General features: G+C 70.8%; 14 protein-coding genes. 8 read left to right on the forward strand and 6 right to left on the reverse strand.

Translation table 11 applies throughout. The annotated features are described in order from the left end of the window. The first annotated feature begins 6 nt into the window (after window positions 1–6). The 6 genes from KILIM_RS13300 to KILIM_RS13325 all read left to right on the forward strand — a co-directional run bounded on the left by KILIM_RS13300 (window position 7) and on the right by KILIM_RS13325 (window position 5,615). Complete coding sequence (locus tag KILIM_RS13300; RefSeq protein ID WP_006593225.1) at window positions 7–960, forward strand: ABC transporter ATP-binding protein; 954 nt, start codon at window positions 7–9, stop codon at window positions 958–960. Further along, on the forward strand, window positions 957–2,195 hold the full coding sequence (locus tag KILIM_RS13305) for an ABC transporter permease (protein ID WP_006593226.1): 1,239 nt from the start codon (window positions 957–959) through the stop codon (window positions 2,193–2,195). The genes KILIM_RS13300 and KILIM_RS13305 overlap by 4 nt, the downstream gene beginning before the upstream one ends. A 297-nt stretch (window positions 2,196–2,492) precedes the next feature. Then, on the forward strand, window positions 2,493–3,374 hold the full coding sequence (locus KILIM_RS13310; protein WP_306302357.1) for an HAD family hydrolase: 882 nt from the start codon (window positions 2,493–2,495) through the stop codon (window positions 3,372–3,374). Between the two features lie 364 nt (window positions 3,375–3,738). Then, a complete protein-coding gene (locus KILIM_RS13315) occupies window positions 3,739–4,038 on the forward strand; it encodes a hypothetical protein (protein ID WP_006593228.1) in 300 nt (99 codons plus the stop codon). 52 nt (window positions 4,039–4,090) lie between these two features. Then, window positions 4,091–4,888, forward strand: coding sequence for a TrmH family RNA methyltransferase (locus KILIM_RS13320; protein ID WP_006593229.1), 798 nt, complete (start codon window positions 4,091–4,093; stop codon window positions 4,886–4,888). Window positions 4,889–4,973: 85 nt separating this feature from the next. Continuing rightward, window positions 4,974–5,615, forward strand: a complete 642-nt coding sequence (locus KILIM_RS13325; protein WP_006593230.1) for a VOC family protein — start codon at window positions 4,974–4,976, stop codon at window positions 5,613–5,615. Between the two features lie 40 nt (window positions 5,616–5,655). On the opposite strand, the gene KILIM_RS13330 is transcribed toward KILIM_RS13325, so the two are convergent. Both KILIM_RS13330 and KILIM_RS13335 read right to left on the reverse strand, forming a co-directional pair. Then, window positions 5,656–8,046, reverse strand: coding sequence for a heavy metal translocating P-type ATPase (locus KILIM_RS13330; RefSeq protein ID WP_006593231.1), 2,391 nt, complete (start codon window positions 8,044–8,046; stop codon window positions 5,656–5,658). 39 nt (window positions 8,047–8,085) lie between these two features. After that, entirely contained in the window at window positions 8,086–8,304 is a 219-nt protein-coding gene (locus KILIM_RS13335; RefSeq protein WP_006593232.1) for a heavy-metal-associated domain-containing protein, read from the reverse strand. A 269-nt stretch (window positions 8,305–8,573) separates the two neighbouring features. Between KILIM_RS13335 and KILIM_RS13340 the strand changes: the two genes are divergently transcribed. Further along, window positions 8,574–10,223 carry a methyl-accepting chemotaxis protein gene (locus KILIM_RS13340; RefSeq protein ID WP_006593233.1) on the forward strand — a complete coding sequence of 550 codons (1,650 nt, stop codon included), beginning with the start codon at window positions 8,574–8,576 and terminating at the stop codon, window positions 10,221–10,223. A gap of 90 nt (window positions 10,224–10,313) precedes the next feature. Here KILIM_RS13340 and purB read toward each other — a convergent pair whose 3' ends face one another. Further along, entirely contained in the window at window positions 10,314–11,735 is a 1,422-nt protein-coding gene (purB, locus tag KILIM_RS13345; RefSeq protein ID WP_006593234.1) for an adenylosuccinate lyase, read from the reverse strand. A 50-nt stretch (window positions 11,736–11,785) separates the two neighbouring features. Between purB and KILIM_RS13350 the strand changes: the two genes are divergently transcribed. Next, on the forward strand, window positions 11,786–12,301 hold the full coding sequence (locus tag KILIM_RS13350) for a hypothetical protein (protein ID WP_157551705.1): 516 nt from the start codon (window positions 11,786–11,788) through the stop codon (window positions 12,299–12,301). Window positions 12,302–12,337: 36 nt separating this feature from the next. On the opposite strand, the gene KILIM_RS13355 is transcribed toward KILIM_RS13350, so the two are convergent. The 3 genes from KILIM_RS13355 to KILIM_RS13365 all read right to left on the reverse strand — a co-directional run bounded on the left by KILIM_RS13355 (window position 12,338) and on the right by KILIM_RS13365 (window position 14,618). Further along, window positions 12,338–12,829 (reverse strand): low molecular weight protein-tyrosine-phosphatase, encoded by a 492-nt coding sequence (locus KILIM_RS13355; RefSeq protein WP_006593236.1) that lies wholly within the window; start codon window positions 12,827–12,829, stop codon window positions 12,338–12,340. Window positions 12,830–12,893: 64 nt separating this feature from the next. Continuing rightward, window positions 12,894–13,682 (reverse strand): hypothetical protein, encoded by a 789-nt coding sequence (locus KILIM_RS23705; protein WP_006593237.1) that lies wholly within the window; start codon window positions 13,680–13,682, stop codon window positions 12,894–12,896. 168 nt (window positions 13,683–13,850) lie between these two features. After that, on the reverse strand, window positions 13,851–14,618 hold the full coding sequence (locus KILIM_RS13365) for a nucleotidyltransferase domain-containing protein (protein WP_006593238.1): 768 nt from the start codon (window positions 14,616–14,618) through the stop codon (window positions 13,851–13,853). Window positions 14,619–14,631: the final 13 nt, after the last annotated feature.

Here is a 14,631-nt window from a genome sequence, read left to right on the forward strand (position 1 = left end):
AGCACCGTGCTCCAAGTAGAGCAGCTGACCAGGCGGTTCGGGGACCACACCGCCGTAGACAACGTGAGTTTCGACGTCCCCGACGGACAGCTCATCGGCTTCGTCGGCGGCAACGGCGCCGGCAAGACCACGACGATGCGCATGATCATGGGGGTGCTGGCCATCCACGGCGGGCAGGTTCTCGTCAACGGGCGCCCCATCACCCTCGCCGACCGCAAGACCTTCGGTTACATGCCCGAAGAGCGCGGCCTGTATCCCAAGCAGCGGATCATCGACCAGCTCGTCTACCTCGGCCGCCTGCACGGCATGAGCCAGAAGGCAGCCCGCGCGTCCGCCACCGACCACCTCGAACGCTTCGGCCTCGGCGAGCGCGCCCAGGATCACGTCGAGAAGCTGTCCCTCGGCAACCAGCAGCGCGTGCAGATCATCGCCGCGGTCATGGCACAGCCCACCGCCCTCGTGCTCGACGAACCGTTCTCCGGGCTCGACCCCACCGCCGTCGACCAAATGGCGGCCGTGCTGCGCGAGCACTCCCGCCGCGGCGTCCCGATCCTGTTCAGCTCCCACCAGCTCGACCTCGTCGAACGTCTCTGCGACGGCCTCGTCATCCTGGCCCGCGGCAAAGTTGTCGGCAAGGGCACCGCCGACCAGCTTCGCGGCGACGCCCCCGTTCGGCACCGGCTCGTGCTCGACGGCGATGCGGGCTGGACCCGCGACCTGCCCGGTCTGTACGTCGCCGACGTCGAAGGCAACACCGCCGTGCTCGAGGTGATGACCCCCGGTGCCGAACGCGAACTGCTTGAGCATGCGCTGCGCCGCGGCTCCATTCGGGAGTTCGCGCGCATCGTGCCGCCGCTGTCCGAGATCTACCGCGAGGTCACAGCCGACGCCCACAACGTGCACGACGGCGACCACGCGCTCGACTTTGCTGGTGACAAGGCCAAGGAGTTCTCCGCATGAGCATCGACACCCGCGAGCAGGTCCCCGCGCAGGCGGCCGACCAGCAGCCCAGCAACGGTTCGGCCGCGTGGCCGATCGTCACGACCCGCGAGATCGTGGCCCGCATCACCGACCGCAACTTCCTGATCTCCACGGGCTTCACCATCGTGTTGATCATCGGCATGTTCGCCTTCCAGGCGTTCATGGCCCAGCGGATGGCCGACTCCACGAGCCAGGTGGCGGTCACGAACCCGACAGCCGCGCAGATCGTCTCCGCCAGTGGCCAGGCCGGCATCCCCGGCCTGGGCAGCTCCAACATCGAGCCCGCGACCTACCCGAGCGACGACGCCGCCCGCGCGGCCGTACAGGACGGCAGCGTCGACGCCTGGCTGCATCAGGACGGCCAGGCGTGGGTGCTCACCGGGCACGACACTCCCGGCAACCAACTGCAGGCCTCGGTCGGCGCCAGCGTGCGCGAACACGTCATGGCGGCCAACGCCGCCGCGGCCGGCACCTCGATGCAGCAGCTCGCGGCCGACTCGGTGATGCAAGTCGATTCGCTGGCCGGCGAGCTCGACAACGAAGGCGAGATGGTGCGCACGCTCGCCGGGTTCGTCTTCGCGTTCCTCTTCTACATGGCCTCGATCATGTTCGGCATGGCCATCGCCAACAGCGTCGTGGAGGAGAAGCAGTCCCGCATCGTGGAGATCCTCGCGACCGCCATGCCGCTGCGCCAGTTGCTCATCGGCAAGGTGCTCGGCAACACTGTGCTGGCGCTGGGGCAGATGGTGCTCTTCGTCGGCGTCGGTCTCGTCGGCCTCAGCTTCACCGACTATTCGACGTTCCTGCCCTCGCTCATGGGGCCCTCGGCGTGGTTCCTCGTGTTCTTCCTCGTCGGTTTCCTTGCCCTCGCCTGCGTGTGGGCCGTCTGCGGCTCGCTCGCCAGCCGCAGCGAAGACCTGCAGGCCACGACCATGCCGATGACGCTGCTGCTCGTCGCGCTGCTCTTCCTGGGGATGATGGGCACCGGCACCGTGCAGGTCATCGCCTCCTATGTGCCGATCGCCTCCGTCATCACGATGCCCGCCCGCCTTCTGGCCGGCACCGCGCAGTGGTGGGAGCCGGTGATCTCCCTCGGCATCACGCTCGCCTTCGCGGCACTCATGATCTGGCTCGGCGAACGCATCTACCGCCGCAGCCTGCTGCAGACCGGTGGCCGCCTCTCCCTGCGCCAGGCGTTGAAGGTGCAGGAGTAACAAGACCCGGGGAAACGGGAGGACAACGGATCGGCCCGGGCGACCAACGGTTGCCCGGGCCGACTCGCGCCCAGCCGACCAGGTCGCCGGGGGTTACCAGGCTCGTCGCCGATTCGTCATCCGCACGTGACGTGGGGAACAACTTGCGCCCGCAGAGTGTTGCGCATTGCTACCTCAACGACCCATCAGATCCGCTGCGGCGCCCGGGACGGGCCCGTATTCGCCACCGCAGCCGGCGCCGTCATCATGCGACGGCAGCGCGGTGGCCTGCAGGGGCGGATCATCGAAAGGAAACACGTGAGCCTGACGCTCAACTCCGGACCCCTCGGGGCCCCCACCACCGGCCAGACCGGCCGGACCCTCGACCTGGGCACCCCCGCGGGTCGGCACCTGGTCGCCCTCGACATCGACGGCACGACACTGCACCACGACGGCACCCTCTCCGAAGAGGTCTACGGCGCCGTGCGCCAGACCGTGGCCGCCGGGCACGACGTCGTTATCGCCACCGGACGCTCCCTGCTTGAGGCGCGGCCCGTCATCGACGCCCTCGGCCTGCGCAGCGGCTACGCCGTGTGCTCCAACGGCGCCGTCACCCTGCGGCTGGACCAGCACGAACGGCGCGGCTACCGCATCGTCGACCAGGTCACCTTCGACCCCCGACCCGCCCTGGACCTGCTGCGCGACGCGTGGCCGGGGGCCGTCTTCGCCGTCGAACGCGTCGGCGTCGGATTCGACATCAGCGGGCCGTTCCCCGACGGCGACCTGTCCGGGCGGCTGCGCATCTCCAGCTGGGACGAGTTGACCGGCTCCCCGACTACCCGTTTGACGTTCTACAGCCCCGACGCTCACGTCGAAGAGTTCGCACACGCCGTCGAACGGCTCGGGCTGCACGGCGTGAACTACGCCGTCGGGTTCACCGCCTGGCTCGACGTCGCTCCCGCCGGGGTTTCCAAGGCCAGCGCCTTGGAGGGGGTGCGCGCTCGCCTGGGCATCGACCGCGCCCGCACCGTCGCCGTCGGCGACCAGCGCAACGACCTGGAGATGCTCGCCTGGGCCGCCTGCGGCGTCGCCATGGGTAACGCTCCGGCCGAAGTGGTCGACGTCGCCGATCTGCAGACCCTCGACGTCACCGACGACGGACTCGTGCCGGTGCTGGCCGCCGTTCCCGCCGCCCACTGAGCGCCACTGACCCGCCACTGACCCGCCACTGAGGCTGGGCGCTGGCGGGTGCCAGCGCCCCGTACTGAACGTCTGATAGAGACGCGTCCAAGACGCCCGCAGGCCTTTCAGGACGTCCGATATAAAGCCGTCCAAGACGCTTTGCTGTGTTTTTGGACGTCCGATAAAGTCGCGTCTTGAACGGGTCGCTCGCGAGCGAAAGCCACTGATAGAGAGTGGATTCCACGCAATTATCCGGTGTTTTCGAGGGGGAATGCAAGTGTAAGAAAATGCGTAGGTGACGTGTCGCAGAAACATTATGCGAATGCGTGCTCCGGACGATGAGGGATGCACATGGAGCATTACTCACGGAGGAGAAGAAGACATGCGTACCCCTGAGCAGGTGGGTCTGGTGTCACTGGGACTGGGCGACGAGTTCACCGCCCGGTACCCCGAGCTGTACCCCAACCACGTGGCCATCGCCGGTTGCATCCGAGCCTGGGCCGAACGAATGGTTCCGCAGTTGTCCGCCGTCACCGTCGGCGCCGAGCCCGGCACGGTGCCGGGCAGCGAGGAGGACTACGTGCTCGGCTACGCGCGTGCCCTGCGCGACATGGCCGACATGCTCGTCGACGGCGAGGGGCTGCCCGACGCTCCGCTGTACCCCATCGTCCGCACCGCCTGACCCGACCGGACCCGCGCAGGCCGGGTCGACGACGTGTGATGATGGCTGAGTCATGGCCGACCTGCACATCACGAGCGCCGCTAACCCGCGCGTCAAGACGCTCGTCGGCCTGCGCCGGCGGCGGGCGCGTAGCGATGCCGGGCTCACGCTCGTCGAGGGGCTCGAAGAGACCCTGCTCGCCACCACCGCCGGGGCCCGGCTGCGCGAGCTGTACTACTGCCCCGAGTTGTTCGGCGCAGGCGCACACGAGCTCGTGCCGCAACTGCGGGAGGGGGTCGGCCACGTCGTGCGCCTGAGCCGGCCCGTCTTCGAGAAGGTCGCCTACCGCGAGGGTCCCGACGGCATTCTGGCCGTCGCCGACTCCGTCGCAGCGGACCTGGCGGCGCTGCGCCTGCCGCAGTCGCCACTGCTGCTGCTGGCCGAGGCCGTGGAGAAGCCCGGCAACCTCGGCGCCATGCTGCGCACCGCCGACGGGGCAGGGGTCGACGCGGTGCTGGCCGCCGACCCGGTGACCGACTGGAGCAACCCCAACCTTGTGCGCGCGAGCAAGGGCACCGTGTTCAGCGTGCCCGTTGCTGCCGACAGCACCCAGGCGGTTCTCGCGTGGCTGGCCGAGCACGGCATAGCGCTCGTGGCGACCACACCCGACACCGACCTTCACTACGCCGACGTCGACTACACCGGGCCCGTCGCCATCGCCGTCGGCGCCGAGAAGACCGGGCTGACCGACGCCGCGCTGGCGGCGGCCACCTACCGCGTCCGGATTCCGATGGCGGGGCGCGCCGACTCCCTCAACGTGGCGACCTCCGCGGCGATCGTCGCGTATGAGGCTGTCCGCCAGCGTCGTTGAGCGCACATTTCAGTGTGTGGTCGAGGGGCGTGGGTGAGGTCACCCACGGTTCGGAAGGGCCATCGGCCTGTGTAACGATGACCGCATGCGACTCGATCACGTCTCCTATGCCGCCGAGCACGACGGGGTCCGCGCAACGGCGGAGCGGCTCGGTGCAGCCTTGGGTATCCGGCCGATCAACGGGGGAGTACATCCCACTTTCGGCACCCGCAATGTCATTCTCCCGCTGGCCGGCTGCCGGTACGTCGAGGTCGTCGAGGTGCTCGACCATCCGGTGTGCGACAAGGCCCCGTTCGGTCAGGCCGTCCGCGCTCGCTCCGAACAAGGTGGCGGGTGGATGGGCTGGGTCGTGCGGGTCGACGACCTCGCCCCGTACGAGGCGCGCCTGGGCCGCACCTCCGTCGACGGGCACCGGGTGTTTCCCGACGGCCGCACCCTGAACTGGCGTCAGCTGGGCGTCAAGGGGCTGATGAGCGACCCCCAGCTGCCGTTCTTCGTCCAGTACGCCAACATCGAGTTGCACCCCTCCCGCGCCGCGGAGGTGGAGCCGCAGGTCGCGCTGAGCGCGATGTGCGTCGCCGGCGACCCCGACCGGGTCAGAGAATGGCTGGGCGTGGCGCTCGATTACAAGGCGCCCGACATCACCTTCGACTTCATCGCTCCCCACGGTCAGGCCGGTCTGCTCAGCGTCACCTTCCAGACCACGAACGGCCCCGTCACCCTCTGACGAACTGGGCGGCAGGTCAGCGGCCCCGGTCCTACCGCCGTCAGCCCACCGGCACGGCCGCACGGTCGTCCGCCCCGTCGTGTGGCCGCTCGGCCTCGTCCTGCGGGGCGTGCCCGACGCGGCGCAGACGCAGCGAGTTGAGCACCACGATGACGCTGGAGCTGGCCATCGCGATGCCGGCGACCATCGGGCTGATGATGCCGAACGCGGCCAACGGCAGCGCGACGACGTTGTAGCCGAACGCCCAGGCGAGATTCTCCAGGCAGATGCGTAGGGTCCGCCGGGAGAGATGGATCGCGTCGGCGACGGCGGCGACCTGCGGGCGCATCAGCACGATGTCGGCCGACTCCATCGCGATGTCGGTGCCGGAGCCCATGGCGATGCCCAGGTCGGCCTCGGCCAGCGCGGCCGCGTCGTTGACCCCGTCGCCCACCATCGCCACGACATGCCCCTGGCGTCGCAGCCGCTGCACTACCTCGTGCTTCTCGTCGGGGCGCACCCCGGCGAAGACGTCGCCCGCCTCGATCCCGATGTCGCGGGCCACCCCCGCCGCGGTGGCGGCGTTGTCGCCGGTCAGCAGGTAGGTGCGCAGGCCCAGCTCATGCAGCCGTTCGATGCCGTGCGCGGAGTCGGGGCGCACCCCGTCGGCCACCGTCAACGCCGCGCGGGCCACCCCGCCCCAGCCGACGTAGACCGTCGTGCCGGCGGGGTCGGGGCCGGCGATCTGCTCCGGCACCTTGTCGAAGAGCTCGGGCCGGCCCACCGTCACCTGCGTGCCCTTGATCGAGCCGCGCACCCCAGAGCCGGGCTGGGCGGTGATGTTGGCAGCCGGCGGCAACGCCAGATTCCGCTCGCGGGCGCTCGTGACGATCGCCTGCGCCACCGGATGTTCGCTGCCGACCTCCACCGCGGCTGCGGCTTGAAGCGCCGCCGTGGGGGTCAGGCGTCCGGCCGGGGTGATGCCGACGAGCCGCATCCGGCCGGTCGTCACCGTTCCCGTCTTGTCGAGCAGCACGACGTCGACCCGGCGGGTGGATTCGAGGATCTCCGGGCCCTTGATGAGCACCCCGAGTTGGGCCCCCCGGCCGGTGCCGGCAAGGAGCGCGGTGGGGGTGGCCAGGCCGAGCGCGCACGGGCACGCGACGACGAGCACCGCGACGGCGCTGCTCAACGCCGTGGTGAAGGGACTGCCGGTGAGCATCCAGCCGATGAACGTCAGCGCCGACAACGCCAACACGACGGGCACGAAGACCGAGCTGACGCGGTCGGCGAGGCGCTGCACCGGCGCCTTACCGGTCTGCGCCTGTTCGACGAGGCGGGTGATGCCGGCCAGCACGGTGTCGGCGCCGACGGCCTGCGCCTGCACGACGAGCAGCCCGACCGTGTTGATCGTGCCGCCGACGACCTGATCGCCCACCCCGACCTCGACCGGCATCGACTCGCCGGTCACCAGCGACGCATCGATCGCGCTGGCGCCCTCGAGAACCACCCCATCGGCCGCCACCTTCTCGCCGGGGCGCACGAGAAAGCGGTCGCCCACGCCGAGCCGCTCGACCGGCACCCGCTCGTGCGTCGTGCCGCCGTCGTGGCCCGGCACGAGCACCGTCACGTCGCCGCGGCGCAGGTCCAGCAGGCTCTGCAGCGCCGAGCGGCCTTCTCGGCGGGCCCGCGCCTCCGCGACCCGGCCGGCCAGCAGGAACGTCGTGATGACCGCAGCTGTCTCGTACCACAAGTGCCCGGTCTGCCCGGTGAGTGTCGCCACGAGTGACCAGCCGAATGCGGCGCTCACCCCGAGGCTCACCAGCGTGTCCATCGTCGATGCCCCGTGCCGGGCGTTGATCGCCGCAGCCCGGTGGAACGGCCACGCACCCCAGGTCGCCACCGGCAACGCCAGCGCCAGCTCCACCCACGGGCGGGTGTCGCCCAGTCCGTGCCCCAGCGGGGTCATCGCGATGAGCACCAGCGGCAGGGTCAGCGCCGCGCAGACCCACAACCGGCGTCGCAGGTCGGCCGCCTCGAACAGCCGGCGCAGCCGCGCCCACCGCGAGGGGCGCTTCGGCACGGCATGCGGTGAGTCCGGGGCCGGGGCGTTGTCGTTCGCCGCAGCCTGGTCGGTCGACGTCGCCGCGATTCCCACCGACGACTTCCGCCCATCCGACCGCCCATCGGCCGCCTCCGGCGCGTCGAGCACGCTGGCGCTGTATCCGGTGCGCTCGACGGCGGCCACCAGATCGGCCGGCGCGATCGGGTCGCGGAAGCGCACGTGCGCCTGCTCGGTGACGAGGTTGACCTGGGCCCGCACGCCGTCGAGCTTGTTGAGCTTGCGCTCGACCCGCGAGGAGCACGAAGCGCACGTCATGCCGCCGATGGCCAGGTCGATCTCGTGCTCGGACGGGGCATCGGCGGTGGCGCTGCCGGTGACCGTAGTCATGGGTGAGTCATTGGGGTGTGCTCCTGCGACGACGCGGGCTCAGAAGGCGACGGTGTAGTCCCCGGCCTCGGCGACGGCCTCGGCGATCGCTCCCTGCTCGGGCAGCGGCTCACCTTCCAGCCGCACGGTGGAGGTGCCCCCGGGGACCAGCTCGATGCTCACTTCGCGCACGCCTTCCAGTTCGCCGAGCTCGGCGCTGACCGCCTTGCTGCAGTGCTCGCACGTCATGCCGCTGACGCTGAATGTGGTGTCGGCCATGTCGGTCTCCTAACCCTTGAGTTGTCGCCTCACTCCATCATCCAACCGACCCTTCTCGCAGCATGTTCCGGGGCCCACGCCGGGGTGGCGGCGCTGCCTCCCGCGGCAAGTGCTATGGCGCCCTGGGCAGATCGCCTCGTCGCGGAAATTCGGTGCCCCCCAACCACGTCTAGTCCCTTGAGTCGCGGCCGAATCGGCCGACTTGTCAGGGTGAGCCCGAGTAACGGGCCAGTGGGACAGAAACCGGGCCTGCCCGGTAGAGGAGTGACATGTCAACTGCCGCGCACCAGGGCGCCGACACCGACGAGCGCACCCGGCCGGGCGCGGGGCTCGTCGGGCGACTCGTGTTGATCGGCGCCATCGGTGCCATCGCCGCGATCGTCGTCGGGGTCATCTCGTTCGGCTCGCAGGCCCGCTACAACGGCTACCTCGACCAGGTGAACACCATCCGTCAGGCCGCGATCTCCTCGTCCGTGCTCGGCCGCGCCGGCGCGGAGGTGCGCGGCAACCAGTTCTCCTACGCCTGGGATGTCGTGCGCTCCGGCCAGGAGGCGGCGTTCGCGCCCAACCAAGCCAACTACGCCAACTACCAGGCGGCGGCGACCCGCGTGCAAGACGGTCTGCAGGCCATGCCCGTCGACCAGTTGACCGCCGACGAGAAGGCCCAGTTCGACGCCGCCAGCGCCGCCTGGGCCCAGTTCTTCGAGGTCAACGGCCGCGCCGAAGCCGCCTACCGCCAGGGGAACGAGACCGCGACCCGGCAGGCCAACAGCATGATCGCCGGGCCGGGCGCACAGGCGTTCACGCAGGCGCAGCAGGCGATGACGGCCGTCAACTCCTCGGTCAACGCCCGGGTCGCCGCCATCCAGGCGGATGCGAGCGCCTCGGCCGGTCTGGCTCGCGTGCTGCAGATCCTCACGATCCTCGTGGCGTTGGTGCTCATCACCGTGCTCACCGTGCGTGCCGCCCGCCGCCTGAGCGCGCAGGTCGAGGGCATGGAGGAGGCGCTCGGCGCGCTCGCCGACGGCGACCTCACCCACGACCCGCAGGTGCGCGGCGGCGACGAGATCGCCCGCATGGCCGAGTCGCTGCGCGCCGCGCAGGACCGACTGCGCCAGCTCATGGCTCAGGTGTCGACCACCGCCGGGGTAGTGGCCCAAGCCGGCGAGCAGCTCAAGGACGTGTCCCAGCAGGTGGGCTCCGGTTCGGAGCAGGCCGCCTCGCGCCTGGGCGTCGCCTCTGGCTCGGCGGACTCGGTGACCCAGCGCATCCAGACCGTTGCCGCCGGCACCGAGGAGATGACGACCTCGATCCGGGAGATCAGCCGCTCGGCCAACGATGCCGCGGGCATCGCCGCGCAGGCCGTGCACGTGGCCGACTCCACGAACGCGACCGTCGCCAAGCTCGGTGAGTCCAGCATCGAGATCGGGAACGTCGTGAAAACCATCACGAGCATCGCCGAGCAGACCAACCTGTTGGCGCTGAACGCGACGATCGAGGCCGCGCGCGCCGGCGAGGCCGGCAAGGGTTTCGCCGTTGTTGCCAACGAGGTCAAGGACCTGGCCCAGGAGACGAGCAAGGCCACCGAAGACATCGGCCGCCGCGTCGAGGCCATCCAGCTCGACACCGAGGCCGCGGTCGCCGCGATCAGCGAGATCAGCGCGATCATCAGCCAGATCAACGACTCCCAGGCCACGATCGCCTCCGCCGTGGAGGAGCAGACGGCGACGACCAACGAGATGGGCCGCAACGTCGGCGAGGCCACGAAGGTCGCCCGGCTGATCACCGGGGAGCTGAGTTCGGCCTCCTCGGCGGCCGGCAACTCCACCGGGGCCGCGGCGACCACCGAGCAGGCCGCCACCGAGCTGGCCGCCCGCGCCGCCGACCTGCGGAGTCTCGTGGGGCGCTTCCGCTACTGACGGTTCATCGAGGAAGTGCAGCGGGCGGGCCGGTGATCGATCACCGGCCCGCCCGCCGACGTTGTCCGCGGCTCGACGTCGTGCGGCCGGTCAGGCCAGGTAGTCGCGCACGAGGCGGGGCGCCAGGCCGACGTAGCCGGCGGGGGTCAGCTCGACCAGGCGAGCCTCGACGTCGGCCGGCAGGCCTAGGCTGCGGACGAACTCGCGCAGGTCGTCACCGGTGATGCGGCGCCCGCGGGTCAGCTCCTTGAGCCGCTCGTAGGGGTTCTCCATGCCCGGCACCCCCTGGGCGCCCAGCGCCCGCATCGCCGACTGCACGGGCTCACCGAGCACCTCCCAGTTGGCGTCGAGGTCTGCCGCCATCGCCTCCGGCACCGCGTCGAGACCGGCCAGGCCGCGGCGCACGTTGTCGATGGCCAGCATGCCGTGGCCCAGCGCCGTGCCGATGTTGCGCTGCATCGAGGAGTCGGTGAGGTCGCGTTGCAGCCGCGAGTTGACGAGGGTGGTGGCCAGCACGTCGAGGAGGGCGTTGCTCACCTCGAGGTTGGCCTCGGCGTTCTCGAATCGGATCGGGTTGACCTTGTGCGGCATCGTGCTGGACCCGACGGTGCCCTGCCCGCGGACCTGCGCGAAGTAGCCCATCGAGATGTAGGTCCACACGTCGGTGCACAGGTTGTGCAGCACCCGATTGAAGCGGGCGATGTCGGCGTACAGCTCGGCCTGCCAGTCGTGGCTCTCGATCTGGGTCGTCAACGGATTCCACGTCAGGCCGAGGCCCTCGACGAACGTGCGGCTGACCTGCGGCCAGTCGGCCTGCGGCACGGCGACGACGTGCGCGCCGAACGTGCCGGTCGCGCCGTTGAGTTTGCCCAGGTAGTGGGCGGACTCGACGCGGCGCAGTTGGCGGCGCAGGCGGTAGGCGAGGACCGCGAGCTCCTTGCCCATCGTCGTCGGGGTCGCAGGCTGCCCGTGCGTGTGCGCCAGCAGCGGGGTGTCCGCCAGCTGGTGGGCCAGGTCGGCGAGCTGGTCGACGAGGCCCGTCGCGGCCGGCAGCCACACCCGCGTCACCGCATCGCGGACCATCAGCGCGTACGAGAGGTTGTTGACGTCCTCGCTCGTGCAGCAGAAGTGGATGAGCTCGGCCAGCTGCGCGGCCTCCTGCGCGTCGTCGCCCTCCAGCACGCTGGGTAGCCGACGCTTGAGGTAGTACTCGACGGCCTTGACGTCGTGCACCGTCTCCTTCTCGATCGCGGCGAGTTCGGCGATGTCGTCCGCGCCGAAATCGTCGACGATCGCTCGCAACCGGGCCAGCTCCGCGTCGGTCAGCGCTCGCACTCCCGGCACGACCTGGGTGCTCGTCAGATGCGCCAGCCACTCGACCTCCACCCGAACCCGCTCGCGGTTGAGCGCCGCCTCGCTGAGGTGATCGACCAGGGGCGCGACCGCGCCGCGGTACCGCCCGTCGAGCGCACCGAGGGGGATCGGCGGAGTGATCTGGGAAAGCGCAACCATGTCGGCATCTTCCCAGATGCGCCCACAGCCTCCGCACCTACACTTCGAGAGTGACTGCCTCGCCTTCCGGGCCGCCGTCACCGCGCGACGCGGTGCATCGCTCGGTGGTCCGACACGTGCTCGCGTCGCTGGATTTCCGGCGCTCGCGGGACGCGTCGCGGGCGATTGTCGACGACCCGGCGTCGCTGCGTGATCTGGCCGACAGCGTGCGGGAACGCGGCTACGAGCAGGGCGCCCTGGAGCCGGTGGCCGACCGGATCGACGCCGCGCTGCACCTCATCGACGACCGCGCCGAGCAACTCGCCGACGCTGCCACCCAACCGATGGCCGTGCAGAAGGAGGCCGAGTTGCCGCCGGCCAGCGCGGCCCGCCAGCGGCTCATCGTGGCCGCCATGCACTACCTCACGCGCCGTCCGCAGCGCCGCGACGACGATCCGGAGGGCACCGCCGACACCGACGCGGTCGTCGTTGTCACCGAGGTGCTCGGCAGCGCGCAGGCCGATCTGCGGCCTTATATGCCCGCCGCCGACGAAGACGGCGCCGCCAAGAGCGGGCCGCAGGGGTAGTTTGGCGCGCGTCGTCCGGAGTGCGGCTCCGGGCGGCTATCCGAGGTCGGCGCGCACCTGCTCGACGATGCCGGGCGCGGCGCGGCGGATCTGCTCCAGACACTCCTCGAAGTCGTCCGGGGTGCCGTAGTAGGGGTCGGCGAGGTCGAGGTCGCCGCTGGCCTGCGGATCGAACTCCCGCAGCAGGCGCACGTCGGCGTCGGAGTCGCGGCCCATGCGCTGCATCGCGGCCAAGTGGCCGGAGTCGGCGCACAGGATGAGGTCGCGGTCGTCGAACCAGTCCGGCTCGATCTGGCGGGCGCGGTGGGCCGTGCCGTCGAATCCGGCCGCGGCCAGGGCGTTGAGCGCCCGCCGGTCGGCGCCGCCGCCGAGGTGCCAGCCGCCGGTGCCCGCGGAGTCGACGACGACGCGGTCGCCCAGCCCGGCGTCGGTGAACGCCTCCCGCAGCACGACCTCCGCCATCGGCGAGCGGCAGATATTGCCCGAACAGACGACGCAGACGCGGTACTTATCGTTCGTGGTCACCATGGCGCTATTCAAGCCGATTCGGGCCGCGCGCCCAGCGGCGGCTGGCGAGCCGGGGTAGCTGCGGTCAGGCGGGGGGCGACCCGCGGCGCGCTGCCAGCTCGGCCAGATGCACGCAGGCCTCGAGGAACAGCCGGGCCAGGCAGGCCAACGCCACCACCTTCAGCAGCCCCGCGATCACGGTCACGACGACGGCCCCCAGGTCGGCCGGCGCGCCGAGCGCCGCGGCGCTCGAAGCGAGGTAGATCGTGCGCATGTAGTCGACGAGCAGGTACCCGATGACGATCCACATCGCGATCGGCGCCAGCGCCTTGGTCACGCGCCGCCGGAACCCGATCGGCCGCCCGGTGAACCCGCCGACACCCTCTCCGGCCCACGTCGGGCCACCCCCGGCGTCCTCCGCCTCCGGCCGGCCGTCCCCACCCTCCGCCGAAAGCCCCGCTACTGGTCGAGAGGCAGAGTGTGAACTGTGGCTTTCGACCGGTAGCGGGACTTTCGGCGAGGAGGTGGAGTCGGCCGGCGAGGGGGCGGAGCGCAGCTCGGGGGCGGGGTCGGGCTCGGAGGGGTCGGGCTCGACGGGGTCGAGCTCGGGGCTGGGGTCGGGCTCCCGGTGGCGGAATCGGGGTATGGGGCCGGTGGCGGCGGCGTGGCCCGGGCCGCCCCAGCCGCCGGAGTGGCCCTGCTCGTAGGCCGTCTGCGACTGCGCTCCCCAGCCGCGGGCGTAGTCCCGCGAGGCGGCGTCTGCCGGCTGGGCCGAGGCAGGGACTACGGGTTGGGAGGCAGCGGAGGGGGGTTCGCGGTCCGCTGCGGCGTCCGCTCGCGCCCGGCCTTCCGACCCGTGCTCCTGCTCGGACATGCTGCTCCTCCGCCCTGTCGACCTTCGTTGACGCGCGCCTCGTCGGGTGGTCCGGCCCGTCGGCGGCGGCACCTGTCACTGTCCCACAGCGGCTCGGGCGCCAGGCCCCGAGCAGGGGATCCGCCCAGGATTGTCGAGGCCGTGGGCCACCGCGGGAGGCCGCCGGGGTCAGCCGCGGAGGGTCTGGACGCCGGCGAAGCTGTCGATGACGCCGCCGAAGCCCAGCTGGCGGGTCTTGCGCTCGATGAGCCCGAACAAGGTGCGCTGGGCGTCGGCGTCACCGGTGTCGAGGATCGCCTCGATCAAACCCATGACTTCGCCGGCGGACCAGCCAGGCTCCTCGATGGGGTGATGCTCCAACTCCCACGCGACGTACTTGTTGATGGGGCGCACCCGGCCGTGCGCGCCGAACGCCAGGGCCAACGCCCAGGGCAGGCTCTCGCAGGCGTCGAGGCGGGCCAAGCGGGCGCGGCTTTCCCGGTGGCTCTTCAGCGAGCGGTACAGGTAGTGCAGGTAGCCCTCGAGGTGAAAGTCGATGCACGCAAAGACCTCCGGAGGCGACAGGCACGCCCACGCCGTGACCAGCGATGGCACGTGCCCGTCGGTGTGGTCCAGCACGGGGCGGGCCCGGCAGTAGAAGTAGCGGTCCCACCAGCGGCCGGGCTCGGGCGGGATGTGCCGCAGGCGCTCCAGCGTCACGGTGTGCACGTCGACGACGCCGTGCGAAAAGCGCCGACTGGAGAGCTCGTCGCGCGACAGCACGACGATGAGGTCGACGTCGGAGTGCTCGGTCGCCATGCCGTGCGCCCACGACCCGGTCAACAGGACTGTCAATACACGCAGGTCGGCGTCGATGCGATCGACGATCTCGTCCAGCCATGGCGAGGCCGGCAACTCACCGTGCCACCGACCCGGAGATTCTTGTCGGATAGCCACCTCGCCATCCTGT

It is taken from the genome of Kineosphaera limosa NBRC 100340 (genome assembly GCF_000298215.1).
GTDB classification, from domain to species: domain Bacteria; phylum Actinomycetota; class Actinomycetes; order Actinomycetales; family Dermatophilaceae; genus Kineosphaera; species Kineosphaera limosa.